The sequence below is a fragment of the Parcubacteria group bacterium genome, from assembly GCA_016204045.1.
Classification (GTDB): Bacteria; Patescibacteriota; Minisyncoccia; order Phycocordibacterales; family UBA2135; genus JACQLQ01.
This window is the reverse complement of the sequence record JACQLQ010000004.1, coordinates 148,466-167,238: the sequence shown is the minus strand read 5'-3', so window position 1 is coordinate 167,238 and position 18,773 is coordinate 148,466. Positions and strand designations below refer to the sequence as shown.

The window sequence follows — 18,773 nt, the reverse complement described above, 5'->3', positions numbered from 1 at the left end:
AGTAGAACGCGAACGGATTATGCATTACCCGCAACAGAGTACCTGTTTATGGAAAACGTAGCATTCCACTAGACGCAAGGTTCGTGGCGTTCGCGACTTCGTACGGGGTTGACCACTCTTTAAGTCTTTGCTACCATCACTTTCATGTTAATGATTCGTCTTCAGCGCTTCGGAAAGAAAAACCAGCCCTTCTTTAGGGTTGTTGTGACTGACAAACGCCACAGCACCAAGAGCGGAAAGTTCTTGGAGGTTTTGGGTTGGCACAACCCAATGACTGGGAAGACAGAGATACAGAAAGACCGCGTAGAAACACATTTGAAAACAGGGGCACACCCATCAGATGCTGTGCACAACCTCCTCGTCCGCACAGGCGTCATTAAGGGCAAGAAGCGCGATGTCGCGTCAAAGAAGAATATTGCCGGAGCAGTGGTAGAAGAAGCCGCAGCTCCAGCCGCTGCACCCGAAGCACCTGCAGCAGAAGCGCCGAAGGCGTAAAAAGGGGTTGACTTTTCTCCTCATTTGTGTATACTTGTCATAACCACGCGGGCTTTTCTATCCCTAGTGGGCCGATTAATAGTTAAGCAATTGTTGTTATTCATATGGCAGAACGAGACCAGGAGTTTCTTGAGTATGTTGTTAAGGCATTAGTCGACAGTCCTGACGTAGTGAAAGTGAAGCGCGAAGTCGACGAAATGGGCGTTCTCTTGACGCTTGATGTAGCTCAAACGGATATGGGTACTATTATTGGTCGCGGAGGTGCAACTGCAAAGGCGATCCGCACACTTCTTCGCATCGTTGGTTTGAAGAACCACGCGCGCGTTAACCTTAAGATTAACGAGCCAGAGGGTTCTACACGACCACCGCGTACTGCTCCGGGAAGCGCTTCACGAAGCGTTGACCAGGCGATGGAAGACCTCAAACTTTAAACTTTCAAAAACAAAACTCCCTCAATTTAGATCGGGGGAGTTTTGTTTTGCGGCGTCTAACCTTTAGTATAGGGTATAGAGTATGACCGAATTCCACATCATCACCCTCTTCCCAGAAGCTTTTTCATATCTAGAGCAATCTATTTTGAAGCGTGCTCAAGATAAGAAAAAAATTATCGTGAAGGTGCACAACCTTCGCGACTTTACTCATGGCAAGCACATGGTCGCTGATGATAAGCCTTATGGCGGTGGGGCGGGGATGGTCATGAAGGCGGAGCCGATCTTGCGAGCAGTGGAGTCGATCACAAAAAAGAAAAGTAAACAAAAAACTAGAATCATACTTCTCTCCGCAAAAGGTAAGCAGTTCACACAAAAGCGCGCGCATGCATTGGCACAGGACTTTGACCGCATCATCTTGATCGCTGGCCGCTACGAGGGAATCGATGAGCGCGTGAAGACTATACTCAAAGCAGAGGAAATCTCCGTTGGACCATACGTACTCACCGACGGCGATGTGGGAGCGATGATTATTGTCTCTGCTGTTGCGCGTCTCATACCTGGCGTCATTACACTTGAGTCTCTCAAAGAAGAATCTTTTTGGAGTGAAACGTTGAAAGGGGAGTTACAAGGGGGAGTGCTCGAGTATCCTCACTACACGCGCCCAGAAGTGCTCGAACACAAGGGCAAAAAGTATCGCGTACCCAAAATTCTTCTCTCCGGAGATCATAAGAAGATAGCAGAGTGGCGGAAAGGCAAGAGAAAATAAGAGCACCTTGTCTCATATTTCGTCTTCGTTCGGACAAAATGAGAACAAGCTCTCATTTCGCATCCTCACTCGACGAAATAAAAAAACCAGCAGTGCTGGTTTATGGAACGCGATCAATCGGCACCGCGGGCAGTGGTCGCGCTTTCCACATTTCTTGGGATTCACGGTCGCCCTCGGAAGGATAATGCGGGCAGCCGACGTGATGAAGAACTTTATCCTTGGCATAAAAACCAATACCACCGCAACCAGTACAGGTGTAAAAATCTAAAGGCCGTCCCAGTAACCCTATTGGGTGGATAATGGGCGGTTTCCATTTTCTTTTAAATATGTCGATAATCTTGTCGAACACCCACTTCTCCTACAGTTTTGATTGCTGGTGCAATGATACAAGAACATTATGGAATCATCAAACATCCCATGTCTACCTACGGACACTCAATGCAGTTATCCACAGCCAAAGGTTGACTTTCTTGACAAATTCCTTGTCTTGACTATAATGGGAAGATAATTTCAGCTTGATTGAGTTGCGGGTGTAAAACTCCATAGTTTCTAAGGTTTTTGCGGGTTCGCCCCTTATAGGGGGCAATTAAGTGTTATGTTTATTCGTAAGCGCTCGTAAAGGCGTCAGCCCCCGTTTTTGAGTAACGGGCTTTTTACTTATGCTTCTGCCAAAGAAAACCTTCTCTCGCTATAAGAAGCCGATGATCGATATGCCCAACCTGGTCGAAAGCCAGAGGGCTTCGTATGATTGGCTTCTCTCTGACGGTCTGGAGGAACTTCGTAAAGAGTTCTCTCCTATATCTGACTACTCGGGCAAAAAGTTCGACATTGAGTTTTTGAAGTTTGAATTTGGCGAACCAAAATGCGACGAGTTCTACGCAAAGGAGCACAAACTCACACTTGAAGTACCGCTCCGCGCCACGATGCGTCTTAAGAACAAGATGTTGAAGACCGACAAGGAGCAGGAGATCTTTCTCGCAGATGTGCCACAGATGACGGACCACGGCACCTTCATCGTGAACGGCAACGAACGCGTTATTGTCTCCCAACTCACACGTTCGTTCGGCGTCACCTTTACGGCAGACTTTGCCAAAGGGAAGAAATACTTTGGTGCGAAGATTATCCCTGCTCGCGGCGCGTGGATAGAGCTCGAGATCGAGCCAGATGGCGCGGTCTACGTACGCATCGACAAGAAGCGCAAGTTCCCGCTCTCATCGCTCCTCCGCATTTTTGCCGACCTCACAGCAAAGAAGGCAAACGCCAAAACTGACAAAGATCTCATCGAACTTTTCAAGGACAACAAGTACGCACACCCGTATATGGTTGCGTCATTTGCCAAAGACACAGCAAAGAGTGCAGATGACTCCTTTGTCGAGGTATACAGGCGCCTTCGCGACGGCACACTCGCGACTCCGGAACACGCTCGAGACTTTATTGCCTCCATCTTTGGTGACGAAAAGTACGACCTCTCGCTCGTTGGTCGTTACCGCTTCAACAAGCAGTTTGATAAGAATGATGTAGAACGCGGCAAACAGCAAAAGACACTTTCACTCGATGACGTTGCGACGATTGTCTCGCATGTTTTGACGCTTCAAAATACACCAGGCGCCTCGGAAGATGACATCGACCACCTCGGAGTCCGAAGAGTTCGTCTCGTAGGCGAGACGCTTCAACAGCGGCTTCGCGTTGGTATGACGAGGATCAAGCGCAACATCCAAGACCGCATGTCGACGATTGACCCGGACACAACGCTACCGGTTCAGCTCTTGAACCCGCGCCCGCTCCAGGCATCAATCAAAGAATTTTTCAATACGAACTCTCTCTCCCAGCACATGAACCAGAAGAACCTTCTGGACGAGCTCGAGCAACTCCGCACGCTCTCGGCGCTTGGACCGGGTGGCTTAACGCGTGAACGCGCGGGCTTCGAGGTGCGTGACGTACATCCGTCGCACTATGGCAGAGTGTGCCCCATTCAGACGCCAGAAGGTCAGAACATCGGTCTCATTCTCCGCCTTTCTTTGTATGCCCGCCTGAACGAGTTTGGCATCATCGAAACACCCTATGCGAAGGTAGAGAACGGTAAGGTGACCGAAAAAATAGAGTACTTGAACGCGCTCGAAGAAGAGCGTTACAACATCGCACACGCCGCGACTCGCTACAACGACGCGGGCACGATAACGACTGATCTTGTCGAGGTGCGCGCCAAGGGAAGCGAAGGCGAGGTGCGTTTCGTAACACCTTCCGATGTGCACTATATTGACGTCGCCGCGGCACAGCCGTTCTCGGTCGCGACATCGCTCATCCCATTTCTCGAGCGAGACGACGCAAACCGCGCACTCATGGGTTCGAACATGCAGAAACAAGCTGTTCCATGTATTGTTCCGCACGCGCCACTCGTGGCAACAGGCATGGAGCGAAGAGCGGCGATTGACTCTGGACGTCTCGTGATTGCTCGCGAAAGCGGCACTATCACCTATGCCGATGCAGAGAAGATTTCTATAGAAGACAAGAACGGCAAAAACCGTGACTACCGTCTCGTAAACTTTTCACGTACCAATGACTTTACCGTCTTCCACCAGCGCCCTATCGTGGCTATTGGAGACAAGGTCAAGAAGGGTGATGTCCTTGCTGACGCTGCCTCTACCGTGGGTGGTGAGCTTGCGTTGGGACAAAACATTCTCGCGGCCTTCGTCTCGTGGGGAGGCTCAAACTATGAAGACGCCATCATTATCTCGGAGCGCTTGGTGCGCAATGCCGTATTCACCTCAATTCACATTGAGGAGTTTATCGTTGATGTTCGCGACACAAAACTTGGACCCGAGGTGACGACTCCCGACATTCCAAACGTCGGAGAAGTGAAGCTCAAGAACTTGGACGAAGACGGCATCATCATGGTTGGTTCCGAGGTGGGACCAAACGACATTCTCGTCGGCAAGATTACGCCGAAGGGTGAGGCGGAACTGACCCCAGAAGAGCGACTCCTCCGCTCGATCTTTGGCGAGAAAGCGCGGGATGTGAAAGATACCTCAAAGAGAATGGAACACGGCAAGCGCGGACGCATTATCGGCGTGCGTGTCTTCTCACGTGAACGTGGCGACAACCTGGAGCCGGGCATCATCAAGCGTATTCACGTCGATGTCGCACAACTCCGCAACATCTCTGTGGGTGACAAGCTTGCCGGTCGCCATGGAAACAAGGGTGTCATCTCGAAAGTTCTGCCAATCGAAGAAATGCCGTTTCTCGAAAATGGTACTCCCGTCGATATCATTTTGACCCCGCTTGGTGTCCCTTCTCGTATGAACTTGGGACAGATTTTGGAACTCCACTTGGGACTTGCCGCAAACACGCTTGGCTATCAGGCGATTACTCCGCCTTTCTTAGGACCGACCGAAGAAGAGATCAAAGGCGAAATCGTAAAGGCAGGATTCCCCGAAACGGGGAAGGTCAAGCTCTATGATGGCCGAACAGGGGACAAGTTTGCCCAGGACGTTGCAGTAGGATACATGCACATTTTGAAACTGCACCACATGGTTGAGGACAAGATACACATGCGCTCCATTGGACCCTACTCACTCATTCACCAACAGCCACTTGGAGGTAAGGCGCAGAGTGGTGGACAGCGTTTTGGAGAAATGGAAGTCTGGGCACTCGAAGGCTACGGAGCCGCACACACACTGCGAGAAATCATCACCATCAAATCCGATGACATTTTTGGTCGAGCACAAGCATTTGACGCAATCATTAAGGGAGAAGACGTGCGGCAGATGAATATTCCTGAGTCGTTTAAGGTCTTACTCAACAACCTTCGCGCTCTCGCGCTCAATGTGGAGCTCGGAGATAAGAAGAAGGAGGGAGACAAGTAACAGCCACCCAACACATCCATGAAAACAACTCAAGAAATTCGAAACTTTGATGTTCTGACCTTGAAACTCGCTTCGCCCGAGGACATTCGCTCGTGGTCTTTTGGTGAGGTGGCAAAAGCCGAAACGATTAACTATCGCACCGGCCGCGCAGAGCGCGGAGGCCTCTTCGATGAGCGCGTTTTTGGACCGACCAAGGACTATGAATGTTACTGTGGTAAATACCGTCGCGTGCGTTACAAGAACATCGTCTGTGAGAAATGTGGCGTGGAGGTTACACGCTCGATTGTTCGCCGCGAACGTATGGGTCACATTGAACTCGCAAGCCCCGTTGCGCACATTTGGTTTGTACGCAACATCCCTTCTCGCGTGGGTCTTGTCCTCGGACTTACATTAGCCGAGGTGGAACGGGTCATTTACTTCTCCGGATACATCATCACCAACGTTTTTGAAGACGAGCGAAATCGAGTCTCAAAGGAACTCGAAGCAGAGTTTAAGGCAAAGACAAAGGCGGCTACTAGCGCCGATGAGAAGAAGCGCCTGGAAGACCTCTATCACACGACAAAAGACGAACTCGCCGAACTCCAGGTGGGGAAGGTGCTTGATGGTGTCGAGTACCAGAAGTATTCGCTCCGCTACAGCACGGTCTTTGCCGCAGGTATCGGCGCCGAAGCGCTCTACGAAATGCTCACACGGATTGACTTGGAAAAGCTCGAAGCGGGCCTCACCAACGCACTCGAAGATGCATCTGCCGCGACGCGTGGGAAACTCCACCGCAGGCTCGGTATTGTGCGGTCACTTCGCCGAGCGAACCTTCGCCCGGAATGGATGTTCTTGACCGTCATTCCTGTCTTACCACCACAACTTCGTCCCATGGTCGCCTTGGACGGAGGTCGTCACGCCACATCCGATGTGAACGACTTGTACCGCCGCGTCATCAACCGCAACAACCGTTTGAAGAAACTGATTGAGGTCAAAGCTCCTGAAGTTATTTTACGAAACGAAAAACGCATCCTCCAAGAAGCGGTGGACGCGCTTATTGATAATGCAATGCGCCGTGGTTCGCAGACCGCTCAAGCAACAGCTGCGGCCTCACGAAGGGAGCTCAAGTCGCTCGCAGAAAACCTAAAAGGCAAGCAGGGACTCTTCCGCCAGAACCTCCTAGGTAAGCGTGTCGACTACTCCGGCCGTTCGGTCATTGTCGTCGGTCCTAACTTGCGTTTGAACCAATGCGGTCTCCCCAAGCACATGGCGCTTGAACTTTTCCGCCCGTTCATTATTTCAAAGATGCTTGCGCGCGAGATGGCGTTCAACATTCGCGGCGCAAACCGTCTCATCGAAGAGGCGGGCCCGGAGGTGTGGGCAATCCTTGAAGAAGTCATTAGCGACAAGTACGTGCTTTTGAACCGTGCGCCAACACTCCACCGTCTTGGTATCCAGGCGTTTAAGCCGATACTGATCGAGACCAACGCTATCGAACTCCACCCACTCGTGTGTCCGGCATTCAACGCGGACTTCGACGGTGACCAAATGGCGGTTCATGTGCCCCTTTCTGCCAAGGCGCAAGAAGAAGCGCGCACACTCATGGCCGCCGACAAAAACATTTTGAAACCAGGCAATGCAGAACCAACTATTTCCGCAAAGCTTCTCGACATCGTGCTCGGCTGTTTCTGGGTAACCAAGATGATTCCCGGCGCAAAGGGCGAGGGAATGATATTCCACTCACCGAATGCGGCAATTACTGCCTACGACTACTTTGCTGTTGATCTCCGTGCGTCTATTAAAGTACTCGGCACAGACAGCCCCAAGTACAGAGCATTTGACGGCAAGCCGTTCGAGACGACAATCGGCCGCCTTCTTTTCAACAGCATCTTGCCCAAGGACTACCCGTACATCAACGCAGAAATCGGGAGAAAGATTGTGGCTGAGATCATGGCCGATCTTATCGATGTGTACGAGTTTGAGCGCGTAGCAAGCATTCTCGACCGGATCAAAGACTTCGGCTTTAAGTTTGCGACACACTCGGGTATTACATGGAGCTACTCCGACATGAAGATCCCGAAAGAAAAAGAGGCGATCATTGCAGCTGCACTTTCCGAGACAGAGATTTTAGCCGTGCAGTACAACGAAGGTCTCTTGTCTGACGAGGAACGCTATCGCAAGGCAATCGAAATCTGGCAACGCGCCAAGATGGCGGTTGAAGAGAGAATGCCGCACACACTCGACCAGAATGGTCCTGTCTACGACATGTGGAAGTCTGGTGCCCGAGGACAAATCGGACAGATTACACAGATGTCCGGTATGAAGGGTCTCATCACCAACACAGTCGGGCGCATTCTCGAGCACCCCGTTATTTCCTCATACAAAGAGGGTTTGACCCCAATTGAATACTTCATCACCACACACGGTGCCCGATACGGGCTCACAACAACGGCACTCCAAACTGCACGCGCTGGGTATCTGACCCGACGTCTTGTCGACGTGGCGCAGGACCTCATCATCATGGACGATGACTGTGGCGACCGCACAGGGAGAAAGGTAGAACGCCAAAAGAGCGGTACAGAAATCGGTACGGAATTGAGCAAAGCCATTATGGGTAGGGTGCTTGCCAAAGATGTCGTCAAGGAAGATGGCTCAGTACTCTACTCGAAGGGAACAGTTTTGCGAGGCAAAGACGTCGCGCGAGTCGAGAAAGAAAGCGCGGGAGAGATATTTGTACGAACTCCTCTTACCTGCAAGGCTACACACGGACTCTGCCGCAGCTGTTACGGTCTTGATCTTGGACGCTACAAACTCGTCGAAAAAGGCGAAGCGGTCGGCATTATCGCCGCGCAAGCCATCGGTGAACCGGGAACACAACTTACCATGCGCACCTTCCACCTTGGAGGTGTTGCGGGCGAAGACATTACCATGGGTCTTCCGCGTGTCGAAGAAATCTTCGAGCGACGCCCTCCGAAGAACCCAGCTATCATAACCAAAACAGGAGGCACTGTGCTTGAGATAAAGAAAGAGAAGACCGGGGAACGCACCATCATTGTTGCGCCAGACGTAGAGGGTAAGAGCAAAAAGAGCGACACCATCGCCTACGCTATACCATATGGTCGTACTCCTGCTGTGAAAGAAGGCGCCGAAGTGGCCAAGGGCGACTTCTTGACCGACGGTTCCGCCGATCTTACTGAGCTCTTCAAGTACGGCGGCAAAGAACGCGCCGAGGAGTATATCGTGAGCGAAATTGCGCGTGTCTACGACCTCCAGGGTGCGTCTGTCTCTCGAAAGCACATCGAGGTTATTGTTCGCCAAATGCTCTCTCGCCGTCGCATCAAAGAAACAGGAAGCACCAAGTTCTCTGTTGGCGACATTATCGAAGAAGTGCACATGAACGAAGAGAATGAGCGTGTTGTCGAGGAGGGGGGCGAAGAGGCAAAGGGAGAACGGCTTATTCTCGGCATCTCTGATGTGGCCCTTTCAACCAAGAGTTTCCTTTCGTCGGCATCATTCCAGAACACAACCAAGGTACTCATTCGCGCGGCACTCCGTGGCGCGACAGACGCACTCCGCGGTATCAAGGAAAACGTCATTATTGGTCGCCTTATTCCTGCAGGCACCGGCTTTCGACATGTGGCCAAAGAAGAGGTAGTCGAAGAAGAAGCCGAGGAAGAGACTGAAGAAGTAAAGGCGTAGCACGGCCGCCGTGCCATCTTTATACTTTCTGCCTGATACCTTATACTTGAGGCATGTCTTCTCCTGTAGACCAAATCAAAGAACGGCTCTCCATCGTCGATATTGTCTCTTCGTATTTAAAGCTCGAGAAAGCTGGGAGGAATTTTAAGGCGCGTTGCCCCTTCCATACAGAAAAGTCTCCTTCTTTTTTCGTCTCTCCAGAACGGGAAACGTTCCATTGTTTTGGGTGTGACAAAGGGGGAGATATTTTCACATTTGTGGAGGAGATAGAGGGCGTGGACTTCTCTGGCGCCTTAAAGATTCTTGCTGACCGGGCGGGAGTAATCCTTACTGCACACAGCAAAGAAGAAAGTGATGAGCGCAAGCGTCTTTTCGAGCTTCTCGAAGACATTACCTTGCATTGGACGGAGAAGCTCCTGGAAGCAAAGGATGTTCTCGAATACCTCACCAAGCGTGGTCTTACTGAAGAAACAATACGTTCATTTCGTCTGGGGTATGCTCCGGATGGTTGGAGTGACGCCGCTGCCTTTCTAAAGAGTAGGGGGTGGAAGGACGAGGAGCTCTTTACCGGAGGGATTGCCATCCGCGCAACCAGCGGCAAGATCTACGATCGTTTTCGAGGACGGATTATGTTCCCCATCGCCGATGCTTCGGGACGGGTTATTGGTTTCTCCGGAAGAATCTTTAGCGCTGCCGACCCGAAGGCGGCAAAGTATGTGAACAGCCCCGAGACGCCGCTTTTTCATAAATCACGAGTACTCTACGGCTATGACAAGGCGAAACTTGCGATCCGACAGATGAAGAGTTGTGTCTTGGTCGAGGGGCAGATGGATCTATTGCTCTCCCACCAAGCGGGCGCCACCAACACGATTGCGACTTCGGGAACAGCGCTTACTACTGACCAACTTACCTTCTTGAAGAGGCTGACAGACACTGTCGTCTTCGCATACGATGCCGATGTCGCCGGGCTGAATGCTTCTCGCCGAGGTATCGACCTTGCGCTTGAACACGGCTTCACAGTCTCTGTCGCGCGTCTCCCCAAAGGTAAAGACCCGGCAGATGTGGTGCTTGAAGACAAAGACAAATGGCACGAGATCTTGAAGGCCCGCGAACACGCGATAGAGTTTTATATTAATGTTTTGAAAGAGCACACACCAAACGAGCACATCTTTCGCCGCAAGGTCGAAGAGGTGGTAGTGCCCTATATAGCCAAGATCGGCCGCCCAATAGAACAAGCGCACTTTGTGGTCCGAGTAGCAGAGGCACTCAAGCTTGATGCGGAGCCGGTCTGGCGAGCGGTGAAGGAAGCCTCGAAGGCCTCAACAGAAAAGGTGAGGACAAGCGCCTCGACACCGAGCGTTGTTTCTAATGTCGTTCATGAAAAGGCGCTGCATCCCGCACTGCGGAGACTACTCGGCATTGTCCTGTGGCAAAAGTCATGTGAAAAGCCAGTGGTCACTATTACTGAAGTGGGAGATAAAGTAAAAAATCTTTGTGATATTTCTATCTCCGGGATACTAGAGGCCATTGATGAGAAGGGGCGTGAGAGAATGATTTTCGAGGCCGAGATGTACTACAAAGATTCGGAGGGGCTTCTGCGCGAAGTCGACGAGCTACTCTTGTCGCTCCGTGAAGCGGAACTCAAAAAGCATCTCGAAAGTGCCCACCTGAAGCTCCATCGGGCCGAACTTAAAGGAGAAATAGGTGAAATCAATGAGGCGCTACGTGCGTATGCCTCGCTCACGCGCGAATATAATGAAATCGCGGAAGTGAAAAAGGCAAGAGCTAAAGAGTTGTAACTAGCGAGGTAATCCTTTATCATTCTCTAATATATGGCAAAGCTCCTAAAGCGTATCCGTCGTGCCCGCAAAACGGGTAAAAAGGCTTCCAAATCATCCCGTTTGCGGATGAAGGGCAAGCGTGCTTCTAAGGCAAAGAAGGCTCCTGTAGCCAAGAAAGGCAAGAAAAAGGCCCCCAAGACTCGTGTGGCGCGTGGTAAGGGCAAGGCCGTCTCCAAAGCTCCTGTCAGCAAGAAAGAGAAGGAGGCGCGTGACGCAAAGCTCGAAAAGCTCATTATCCGAGGACGTGAGCGTCGTTTTGTGACCCACGACGAACTCCTCAAGGAATTTCCTACCATTGAAGATGATATTGTGTTTCTGGAGCGCGTCTACGAACGTTTGAGCGCCGAAGGAGTCGAGCTTGTGGAAGCGGGGTCGCTCCTTGCTGCAGATGAGACGCCTATGTTTGACGGCAAGATTACTGCTCATGAAGAGACCTCTATCGACTCTGTGCAGATGTATCTTAAAGAGATCGGCCGCTACTCGCTCATTTCTGCCGCCGAAGAAAAGTCGCTCGCGCGGCGCATTAAAGAAGGGGACGAAGACGCGCGTCACCTCCTCGCCAAGGCGAACCTCCGTCTCGTTGTTTCTATTGCGAAGCGCTACGTCGGCCGAAGCCGCGATCTGACCCTCCTCGACCTCATCCAAGAGGGGAACATTGGGCTATACAAAGCGATTGAGAAATTCGAACCAACCAAAGGCTTCAAGTTTTCAACATATGCTACATGGTGGATTCGGCAGGCAATTACGCGCGCGCTCGCTGACCAGTCGCGAACCATTCGTATTCCTGTCCACATGGTGGAGACCATCGCGAAGTACAAGCAGGTGGTGCGTCGGCTTGCCCAAGACTTGGGTCGCGACCCCTTGGCAGAAGAGATTGCCGCAGAGATGGGGCTCGACGTGAAAAAGATTTACATAATTCAAAACATTGACCAAGACACCATTTCGCTCGAGAGTCCGGTGGGCGAGGATGATGAGAAATCAACCTTCGGCGACTTTATCGAAGACGAAAAGATAGATTCTCCATCGCAAGAGGCATCACTACGTATTCTTCGAGATCAAATCAAAGAGATATTGGATGATCTTTCTCCCAAGGAGCGCAAGATTCTCGAAATGCGTCACGGCCTTATTGACGGCACTGTCCACACCTTGGAAGAGGTGGGGCGTGAGTTTGGTGTGACCCGTGAACGTATTCGCCAAATCGAAGCCAAGGCACACGAGAAGATTCGTCACCACGACCGCGCACGAAGACTCGAGAGTTATTAAGTGTTTGCATGAGTGAGGCCCCAAAACAGAAAATTGTTTCAGTAGAACCAGCGCATCCATATTTAGCAGATGGACCAGTTGTGAAAATGAGAGGGGATACCCCAATGCGTCCTGGCGAGAAATTAGAACTCGCACGCGAACTTACAGCATTTGAAACAAAATGCAAAGAAGTGGGGGAGAAGATCGAGGCCATTGCACATGAATTGATGCTTTCTACAAGAAGGCATATTTTGGTTGATGATGTTGAAGAGGTATGGCGACAGCAGTGGTCACTCGATTCCTGGCGTTTGCAACTGTTTCGTGACAGAGCGAAAGCTGGTGCCGAGTCTGCATATGATCCAGATCGAGTAGAAAGCGAAGGAGATTTAGTGGAGAGTGCCTACCGGCTTCTTTCTTCGCATCCTATGGGTCAAAAAAGGAGTATGCGTCTCTCAACAGAGACTGGGGAACAACGCGTTAAGCTACGTGGCTTCGCTGCGGTTAAAGACGCAGAGCATCCAAGTTGTGACCTTCTCGATGTAGTGTGGCATGAGAGAAAGGCGGATGAAGCGGAGATATTGATAACGGTGCTTCACAAGAAGTACAAAAACCAGCAGGCGCGGGTACACGCTCTCGCTCGCGAACTCTCGATGCCTAACCTTAAGGAGAGTAGCAGCGCCACCCTTTTCCTTGATGACGAGGGAAACCCTGAATCACTTTCGGTTTGGAAAGCACGCGATGAGGTTGCGGAGCGGTTTTTTAAGGCTATTGAAGCGAAGTATCAGCTCACCTAATCAAGCACTTGACAACAATACCCCACTATGCTATAATTGGGGTATGGAAAAAGCAATTATTATAACTCTTGCCGGTATCTTCGCCAGCACTATAATTCATTAGTCTGGCACCTCCGGCCACCTATTTATAAGTAAGAAACCAGCCCCGACCGTCGGGGCTGGTTTCGTATTATGGAGAGCATCTCAATTAAAAACCCCGGTTCATGCCGGGGCTACGTTCCCTTCTCGCTCTAGAAACCGCTTCAGACGTTTGGTGCGCTGAGAGGGGTGTGGGTGTGTCATAAACGGGAGTGCGAAATAAAAAACAATAGTTTTCATCCTTCCCTCGAGATGTGCTAAATCACGTTTGAAAAACCCAATGAGCCTCTCTGCATTTCTCTTATTCCACAATGCGGCGTAGGCGTCTGCGCGGTACTCTTCGCGGCGGTCTAGTACGTTACCAGCCATCTCAAAGAGAGAAAGAAGAGTCAATGGGAGAAGCGCCCCCAACAGCGCAATATTCGCAGAGGTCTGTGTGCCCTCGAATGCCATTATGGCAAAAAAGAGGGCACCCACAAGTGTTAAGAAGAGCCAGAGACGTTGCAGGGAAAGCTCCGCAACAAGTAAGCCAAGCCGCACAAATATACTCAGTCTCTTTGGCTTGTAACCATGCGCGATTTCGTGGGCAAGTATAGCCTCGACAACTTCGTCACCACCAAGACTTTCAATGGCGTCCTCCGAAAGGGCCAAGACGGGAGATGTGCGGGCATTCCCGAAAGTCATCTGTGTCATGTTGATCAGAGCGGCGATTGGAATTCCCGTTGTCACTCTCAGGATTACTGCCGTGGGGAGTTGGGCAAGCCTTGTGTATTTTTGTGCCAACATCTCAATGTTAATGTTTTGGATGGCCAATGATTGAGCATCTCCAGTAGCAGCATTGCCCAATGGTTCAGGGTCTATCTTCCGGAACTTACTATTGTCTATCCGCAGGAATCCATGAGAAAGGACTTTACAGAGCGTTGTGTAGAGCAGGACGAGGACACTCAAAAACAGTAAAACGTTGAGGGTCACCACACCGGCCTCCTCTGTCTATGTACACTAGATACCGTTATTGAATCTTTGTCAACCACTCTGAACGTGGAGCCCCAGCGTGTTATACTGCCTACATGAAATCTTCTGGGAAGGAGTTTCCCATTGCACACTGGAGTTACTCGTCGCTCATAACTTTTCTCCGGAATCCCTTGGCATGGTACAAGCGCTATGTCGAAGAAGTATATGACACACCGGGAACCCCGGCCTCAATTATCGGGCGCGCCGGGCATGTTGCGCTCCAACACTTCTATGGTGGTATAGAGAAAGAAGGGGCTATACAGCTCGGTCTCGATTACCTCTGCAATGTCCCTGATTTCGAAATTAACTTTGGGAAAGCCACCTCGCGTCTTGCAAAAAAGAAAAAACGTCTCCAGATGGAGCGCGACTATCTTCGTGCCATCGCTTTTTATCTTGCTCGGCCACCCCGGCACAAAGTGCTTGGCGTCGAGGTGAGGGGAATGGCTAATGTGAAGGGTCTGCCGCTCCCCATTAAGGCAGTCTCTGACTTGGTCGTCGAGTCGCGTGTCGACCCGAAGGCGCTCGACATTATTGACCACAAGTTTGTCGATTCGTGGAGTGCCGGGGGCTCGCAAAAGACACTCTTCGTCATCCAGGCGATCTTCAACTACTACACAGTGCAAAGTGAATTTAAGCGGCCGGTCCGGCGCTTCATCTTGCAAGAGTGCAAGAAGACTAAGAATGCGGACGGGTCATCGCAGATGCGGCGCTATACTATTGATTTCGACAAATGCGATGAAGAGTTCGCAATCTTTCACCGCCTGGTAAACGACGCGACAGCAGAACTTATGCGGACGAAGGTCTTTCTGCCCAACCCCTCGGATATGTTTGAGGGAGAAAACTCGTTTGATATCTATCGCTTGGGTTTATAACAAAAAACGCGGCAGTCAGGATGACTTGCCGCGTTTGCCCGTGAAAGGGCGAAGGAGCAGACGGAACGCCCAGATGAGAAGGGCGAAGGCGATGCCGTAGACGAGCACCATATTCAAAAGTGGGCCCAACTCGTCTACTGTTCCGACCGCGATCTGCGTCAGTGTCCCCGGGGCGAAGTAGTGGATTGCCCCGAGGACGATGAGGGCAAGCGTTGTAGTGCCTGCCCGAACACGTGAACCAAAAAAGAACCGGAACCAGCGTTGCATCGTGTCCTCCCTAGTACATGCGAAGCGCGAGCTTCGCCGAGAAGAAGATCGTCTTCACGATCGATGTGGCAAGCGCGCCGATGAGCCAGAAGACGCTCTTTGCGAGCCTCCATGGGTCAAACAGGTTGGCGAGGGCAGCCACAGACGCTTTGCCCGAGGGCCGCCATACGCGTGCCAGATCGGCGAAGTACTTGTGGCGCGAACGCCACAGGTCTGCGAAATATTTGTTCATTCCACACCTCCAATCCAACTTTAATTATATCACACTTATCACAAAAAAGCAATACCCCTAAGGGAAACAAAAAACCCGCTATTTCGCGGGTTTTTTTGTGCCTATTCTTGAGCGGTCTTGGCAAGCGCTTCGTCGATCATGAACTTCAATGATTCGTATGATTGCGCGCCAGAGATCGGCTGTGCCCTGCCGTCTCTCTCTATAAAGATGCTAAAAGGAGTTCCGAAGTTAAGACCGAGAGCTTGCGCTGTGTTTACTCCATCGTTCAGCTGGCCAAGAATCTTTTCTTCGAATGTGTTGTTCTTGAGACATGCTTCAAAGTTTTTGCGCGAAAGGCCCACATCTTCTGCAATATCAGGAAGTAATGCGAGGTCGAGTCCGTCGTTCGACGGTGTCAGCGTAAAGACTCGGTCTATGTATTCCCAGAACTTCACCGTCCCACCAAGCTCTGCCGCACATTCCGCAGCCTCTGCTTCTGTGACCGCCTTAGAGTGGAGTTGGGTGAGTGGCGCGTGGCGGAAAATCCATGCAACTTGTCTCTGCTCACCGTATTCCTTCATTACCATCTTCATTGTCTCATGGAAATCTTTGCAGAACGGACACTCAAGGTCAGAATACTCAACAATGACGACTGGAGCGTTGGGTGCTCCCAAGATGTGGTCGACAGGAGAGATCGGCTCCATGACCTCCGTTGCGTCGACGACCGTTTCACTTACTGCCGCGGTAGTGCCTTCCTTTGAAGAGGAGAGGAAGACTGCTCCGGCGATAATAACTCCGGCGAGAACGATCGCGCCCGGGACATAAAGATTCTGGAGTTGGACGTTGTTGTTGGTATCCATTGTATTTAATTAGTTTTTAGTTGCGCTCATCGTACCATACGGCACTTCTCCATGTCTAGAGCTAGTCCGCCATTCTCTTTTTGAAATCTGCAACGAAAGGAAGGTCTTCCTCGGGGTCGAGCGTATACCCAACTGCCGTGTGGTACGCGGCCCAGCTTGCGAGGACGACAAGGGAGAATATCTTTGTGTATTTGTCGCCTTCTGTGTTGAGGTGTACCACCAAGACACGAAGTCCACGGTTCCTGTATTCTTCTGTGAGAATATCCATTCGCTTCAGTACGCGGGGATGGTCATCCCCGTCACGAAGAAAGATAAAATAGAATTTTTCCGAAAGGTGTCGAGTCGCGTCCCTTACGTCAAAACCCGACATCTCGTTGTGGTTGAGTTCGGGGAGGAGATTGTAGAGGGCGGGGATTTTGCCTGTTTCGTTAAAAGTAATCTTCCAGTGATACGCGAGTGCTTCGTTTTTTTCGGAGGAGTAGATGACGGGAATAGAGTCGCGAAGCATTTGTGCGAGTGCTCGGCCGGCATCCTCATACGAACCTGCATTGAATGTGTTTGCGAACTTCGCGCTTAGGTCGAGCATGTCTTTCTCGCTCAATACGGCAAGCAGTGCCCGGAAGGCGAAGCCGATCGCGGCGCGCGGCTGGATGCCCGTTTTGGGGAGCTGGATGTAGGGGAGTGAGTGCTCTTCCGCCATGCCGCCAAGTATCCCCCCCGTAGAGATGACGACAGAAGGGAGGCGTCGCTCCAATGCTTCTTCAAGGGCGGAGACGGTTTCCTCGGTATTGCCCGAGTATGAACTTGCGACAAAAAGCCGCTCTCCGAGGTCGCTCATGTGGCGAGGGAGGCCATAACTGCGGTGAATCACAATGTCGCGTTCCGGGAGCATCGTCTTCAAGAGTCCCGCGGCAAGGTGCGAACCGCCCATTCCGGCAATCAGGAGTTTGGGACGGGGTGTAAAGTTTCCTCCGTTTCTGATTTCTGGCTCAAAGGAGAATTGTTGTGCGAAGTTTTGTATCGCATCACGCATACTATTAAAACTATAGTGTACATGAGAAAAGTTGTGATATTTGCATCTTCAGCACGAGGCAAAAGAGTCGTCAATGATACGTTTGTCGAGCGTACTTATTTCGTATACACTTATCAGAATGACAGAAAACAAACATCTCCACGAAGTTGCGATTACCGCAATCATCGCTGACAAGGACGGCAAGTTTCTTATAATCCGCCGTTCATCAAACAAGAAGCGGTTCCCGAGCATGTGGACCGTACCGGGAGGCAAGCTCGAAACGGACGACTATCTCAAACTCAAGAAGGATACGAAGTTCTACTGGTACAACGTGCTCGAACGGACACTTCGACGTGAGGTTAAGGAAGAAGTGGGCCTCGACATAGAGAATATTGAATACCTCACAAGTTTGGCGACGGTGCATGAAGACGGGAGTCCCTCACTCGTCATTTCTTGTATCGCCGAATACGCCGGTGGTGAGATCACGCTTCAGGAAGGGGAGGCAGACTCCTATGCATGGGTCACGCTTAATGACGCAAAGGGGCACAATCTTATTGACGGTATTTATGATGAGCTTGTCCTGGCAGAAAACCAGAGGGCAAATCGCAAGAGAGCTGAATGGGCACGTAGCCAAGACACGGCCAACCAATAACGATGCCACGTAAAGAGTAATCCCCACCCCCAAACCAGGTGGGGATTGACTTTTTATATACACATGCTATAGTTGCAAACGAGGCAACAACAAGGAGGTCACGCGCATGGTACGAGTACGACAGTCGACCGTAGCAACGGTTGCTGTTTTCGTTCTAGTCGTTGGCTTTTTCGCCCTCATGAGTTTTATTTTTCCTCCGGCAAGCACCAGCCCGGTCGCTGCTCTCCCAGAAGATGATGGTGGCGTATGGTGCACTGACGCCGCAAACAAGAGTCTGGGAATGGATCTCCGGTTCGTCGAATGGCATTGGCGCGGGAAGACGGCGGGCGCTTTCTTCCCGGCTGGTCCCGAAGTCGTCGTGGAGGTCGTGGAGGATTCTATGAACTTCCGTCGTGGAAGCCGAGCCCTCGGAGCAGTCTTCGACATGTCGCATCAAACGGTCGTCGATCCTTCGAAGAAGACCGGTAACATGCTCGGGTGGTTCCAGGAAAGTCGTGACTACCTCTACGTGACATGGCTTCCGGATATCCGCGACCTCCCGTCACTGTCGGCGGAGTGTGTTGCGGACATGTTCCCCGACGATCCAGCGATGGCCCGCGTACGGGCGCTCGCAAAAAATTAACGGTCAGCCTCGGCGCTGACACAGGTCTTCTACTGCCCACGCGAAAGCGCAGGCACGGAAGGCCTTTTTTCTTGTTAA

Annotated in this window: 17 protein-coding genes; 11 read left to right on the top strand and 6 right to left on the bottom strand. The window is 51.3% G+C overall.

Going from position 1 to position 18,773, the window contains the following annotated elements:
• Nucleotides 1-144: 144 nt before the first annotated feature.
• The 3 genes from rpsP (at nucleotide 145) to trmD (ending at nucleotide 1,692) form a co-directional block, all read left to right on the top strand.
• Nucleotides 145-495 (top strand): 30S ribosomal protein S16, encoded by a 351-nt coding sequence (gene rpsP / locus HY455_03355; protein MBI4118544.1) that lies wholly within the window; start codon nucleotides 145-147, stop codon nucleotides 493-495.
• Between the two features lie 104 nt (nucleotides 496-599).
• Nucleotides 600-926, top strand: coding sequence for a KH domain-containing protein (locus tag HY455_03350; GenBank protein MBI4118543.1), 327 nt, complete (start codon nucleotides 600-602; stop codon nucleotides 924-926).
• 82 nt (nucleotides 927-1,008) lie between these two features.
• Nucleotides 1,009-1,692, top strand: a complete 684-nt coding sequence (gene trmD, locus HY455_03345) for a tRNA (guanosine(37)-N1)-methyltransferase TrmD (GenBank protein ID MBI4118542.1) — start codon at nucleotides 1,009-1,011, stop codon at nucleotides 1,690-1,692.
• 100 nt (nucleotides 1,693-1,792) lie between these two features.
• On the opposite strand, the gene HY455_03340 is transcribed toward trmD, so the two are convergent.
• Nucleotides 1,793-2,041 (bottom strand): hypothetical protein, encoded by a 249-nt coding sequence (locus HY455_03340; protein MBI4118541.1) that lies wholly within the window; start codon nucleotides 2,039-2,041, stop codon nucleotides 1,793-1,795.
• Nucleotides 2,042-2,351: 310 nt separating this feature from the next.
• On the opposite strand from HY455_03340, the gene HY455_03335 reads away from it, so the two are divergent.
• The 5 genes from HY455_03335 to HY455_03315 all read left to right on the top strand — a co-directional run bounded on the left by HY455_03335 (nucleotide 2,352) and on the right by HY455_03315 (nucleotide 13,110).
• Complete coding sequence (locus HY455_03335; GenBank protein ID MBI4118540.1) at nucleotides 2,352-5,555, top strand: DNA-directed RNA polymerase subunit beta; 3,204 nt, start codon at nucleotides 2,352-2,354, stop codon at nucleotides 5,553-5,555.
• A gap of 18 nt (nucleotides 5,556-5,573) precedes the next feature.
• A complete protein-coding gene (gene rpoC / locus HY455_03330) occupies nucleotides 5,574-9,233 on the top strand; it encodes a DNA-directed RNA polymerase subunit beta' (GenBank protein ID MBI4118539.1) in 3,660 nt (1,219 codons plus the stop codon).
• A gap of 53 nt (nucleotides 9,234-9,286) precedes the next feature.
• Nucleotides 9,287-11,032 (top strand): DNA primase, encoded by a 1,746-nt coding sequence (locus HY455_03325; GenBank protein MBI4118538.1) that lies wholly within the window; start codon nucleotides 9,287-9,289, stop codon nucleotides 11,030-11,032.
• A gap of 108 nt (nucleotides 11,033-11,140) precedes the next feature.
• On the top strand, nucleotides 11,141-12,337 hold the full coding sequence (locus HY455_03320; GenBank protein ID MBI4118537.1) for a sigma-70 family RNA polymerase sigma factor: 1,197 nt from the start codon (nucleotides 11,141-11,143) through the stop codon (nucleotides 12,335-12,337).
• An 8-nt stretch (nucleotides 12,338-12,345) separates the two neighbouring features.
• Entirely contained in the window at nucleotides 12,346-13,110 is a 765-nt protein-coding gene (locus HY455_03315) for a hypothetical protein (GenBank protein ID MBI4118536.1), read from the top strand.
• Between the two features lie 201 nt (nucleotides 13,111-13,311).
• Here the strand turns inward: HY455_03315 and HY455_03310 are convergent, their stop codons facing one another.
• A complete protein-coding gene (locus tag HY455_03310; GenBank protein MBI4118535.1) occupies nucleotides 13,312-14,160 on the bottom strand; it encodes a M48 family metalloprotease in 849 nt (282 codons plus the stop codon).
• Nucleotides 14,161-14,255: 95 nt separating this feature from the next.
• Between HY455_03310 and HY455_03305 the strand changes: the two genes are divergently transcribed.
• A complete protein-coding gene (locus tag HY455_03305) occupies nucleotides 14,256-15,071 on the top strand; it encodes a PD-(D/E)XK nuclease family protein (GenBank protein ID MBI4118534.1) in 816 nt (271 codons plus the stop codon).
• Between the two features lie 15 nt (nucleotides 15,072-15,086).
• Here the strand turns inward: HY455_03305 and HY455_03300 are convergent, their stop codons facing one another.
• The 4 genes from HY455_03300 to HY455_03285 form a co-directional block, all read right to left on the bottom strand.
• The gene (locus tag HY455_03300; GenBank protein MBI4118533.1) at nucleotides 15,087-15,338 is read right to left on the bottom strand and encodes a hypothetical protein; all 252 of its coding nucleotides are present in this window, start codon (nucleotides 15,336-15,338) and stop codon (nucleotides 15,087-15,089) included.
• 10 nt (nucleotides 15,339-15,348) lie between these two features.
• Nucleotides 15,349-15,570, bottom strand: coding sequence for a hypothetical protein (locus HY455_03295; GenBank protein MBI4118532.1), 222 nt, complete (start codon nucleotides 15,568-15,570; stop codon nucleotides 15,349-15,351).
• A gap of 101 nt (nucleotides 15,571-15,671) precedes the next feature.
• Nucleotides 15,672-16,409: a thioredoxin domain-containing protein gene (locus tag HY455_03290; GenBank protein MBI4118531.1), complete on the bottom strand. Its 738-nt coding sequence runs from the start codon at nucleotides 16,407-16,409 to the stop codon at nucleotides 15,672-15,674.
• Nucleotides 16,410-16,470: 61 nt separating this feature from the next.
• A complete protein-coding gene (locus HY455_03285) occupies nucleotides 16,471-17,442 on the bottom strand; it encodes a hypothetical protein (protein MBI4118530.1) in 972 nt (323 codons plus the stop codon).
• A 118-nt stretch (nucleotides 17,443-17,560) separates the two neighbouring features.
• On the opposite strand from HY455_03285, the gene HY455_03280 reads away from it, so the two are divergent.
• Together HY455_03280 and HY455_03275 are read left to right on the top strand one after the other, a co-directional pair.
• Complete coding sequence (locus HY455_03280) at nucleotides 17,561-18,073, top strand: NUDIX domain-containing protein (GenBank protein MBI4118529.1); 513 nt, start codon at nucleotides 17,561-17,563, stop codon at nucleotides 18,071-18,073.
• Between the two features lie 106 nt (nucleotides 18,074-18,179).
• Nucleotides 18,180-18,695 (top strand): hypothetical protein, encoded by a 516-nt coding sequence (locus HY455_03275; GenBank protein MBI4118528.1) that lies wholly within the window; start codon nucleotides 18,180-18,182, stop codon nucleotides 18,693-18,695.
• Nucleotides 18,696-18,773: the final 78 nt, after the last annotated feature.

What these genes read in the sequence shown, in the direction of transcription:
- rpsP (MBI4118544.1), top strand. Translation starts at nt 145, where the DNA reads ATGTTAATGATTCGTCTTCAGCGCTTCGGAAAGAAAAACCAGCCCTTC.
- HY455_03350 (MBI4118543.1), top strand. Translation starts at nt 600, where the DNA reads ATGGCAGAACGAGACCAGGAGTTTCTTGAGTATGTTGTTAAGGCATTA.
- trmD (MBI4118542.1), top strand. Translation starts at nt 1,009, where the DNA reads ATGACCGAATTCCACATCATCACCCTCTTCCCAGAAGCTTTTTCATAT.
- HY455_03335 (MBI4118540.1), top strand. Translation starts at nt 2,352, where the DNA reads ATGCTTCTGCCAAAGAAAACCTTCTCTCGCTATAAGAAGCCGATGATC.
- rpoC (MBI4118539.1), top strand. Translation starts at nt 5,574, where the DNA reads ATGAAAACAACTCAAGAAATTCGAAACTTTGATGTTCTGACCTTGAAA.
- HY455_03325 (MBI4118538.1), top strand. Translation starts at nt 9,287, where the DNA reads ATGTCTTCTCCTGTAGACCAAATCAAAGAACGGCTCTCCATCGTCGAT.
- HY455_03320 (MBI4118537.1), top strand. Translation starts at nt 11,141, where the DNA reads ATGAAGGGCAAGCGTGCTTCTAAGGCAAAGAAGGCTCCTGTAGCCAAG.
- HY455_03315 (MBI4118536.1), top strand. Translation starts at nt 12,346, where the DNA reads ATGAGTGAGGCCCCAAAACAGAAAATTGTTTCAGTAGAACCAGCGCAT.
- HY455_03305 (MBI4118534.1), top strand. Translation starts at nt 14,256, where the DNA reads ATGAAATCTTCTGGGAAGGAGTTTCCCATTGCACACTGGAGTTACTCG.
- HY455_03300 (MBI4118533.1), bottom strand. Translation starts at nt 15,338, where the DNA reads ATGCAACGCTGGTTCCGGTTCTTTTTTGGTTCACGTGTTCGGGCAGGC.
- HY455_03295 (MBI4118532.1), bottom strand. Translation starts at nt 15,570, where the DNA reads ATGAACAAATATTTCGCAGACCTGTGGCGTTCGCGCCACAAGTACTTC.
- HY455_03290 (MBI4118531.1), bottom strand. Translation starts at nt 16,409, where the DNA reads ATGGATACCAACAACAACGTCCAACTCCAGAATCTTTATGTCCCGGGC.
- HY455_03285 (MBI4118530.1), bottom strand. Translation starts at nt 17,442, where the DNA reads ATGCGTGATGCGATACAAAACTTCGCACAACAATTCTCCTTTGAGCCA.
- HY455_03280 (MBI4118529.1), top strand. Translation starts at nt 17,561, where the DNA reads ATGACAGAAAACAAACATCTCCACGAAGTTGCGATTACCGCAATCATC.
- HY455_03275 (MBI4118528.1), top strand. Translation starts at nt 18,180, where the DNA reads ATGGTACGAGTACGACAGTCGACCGTAGCAACGGTTGCTGTTTTCGTT.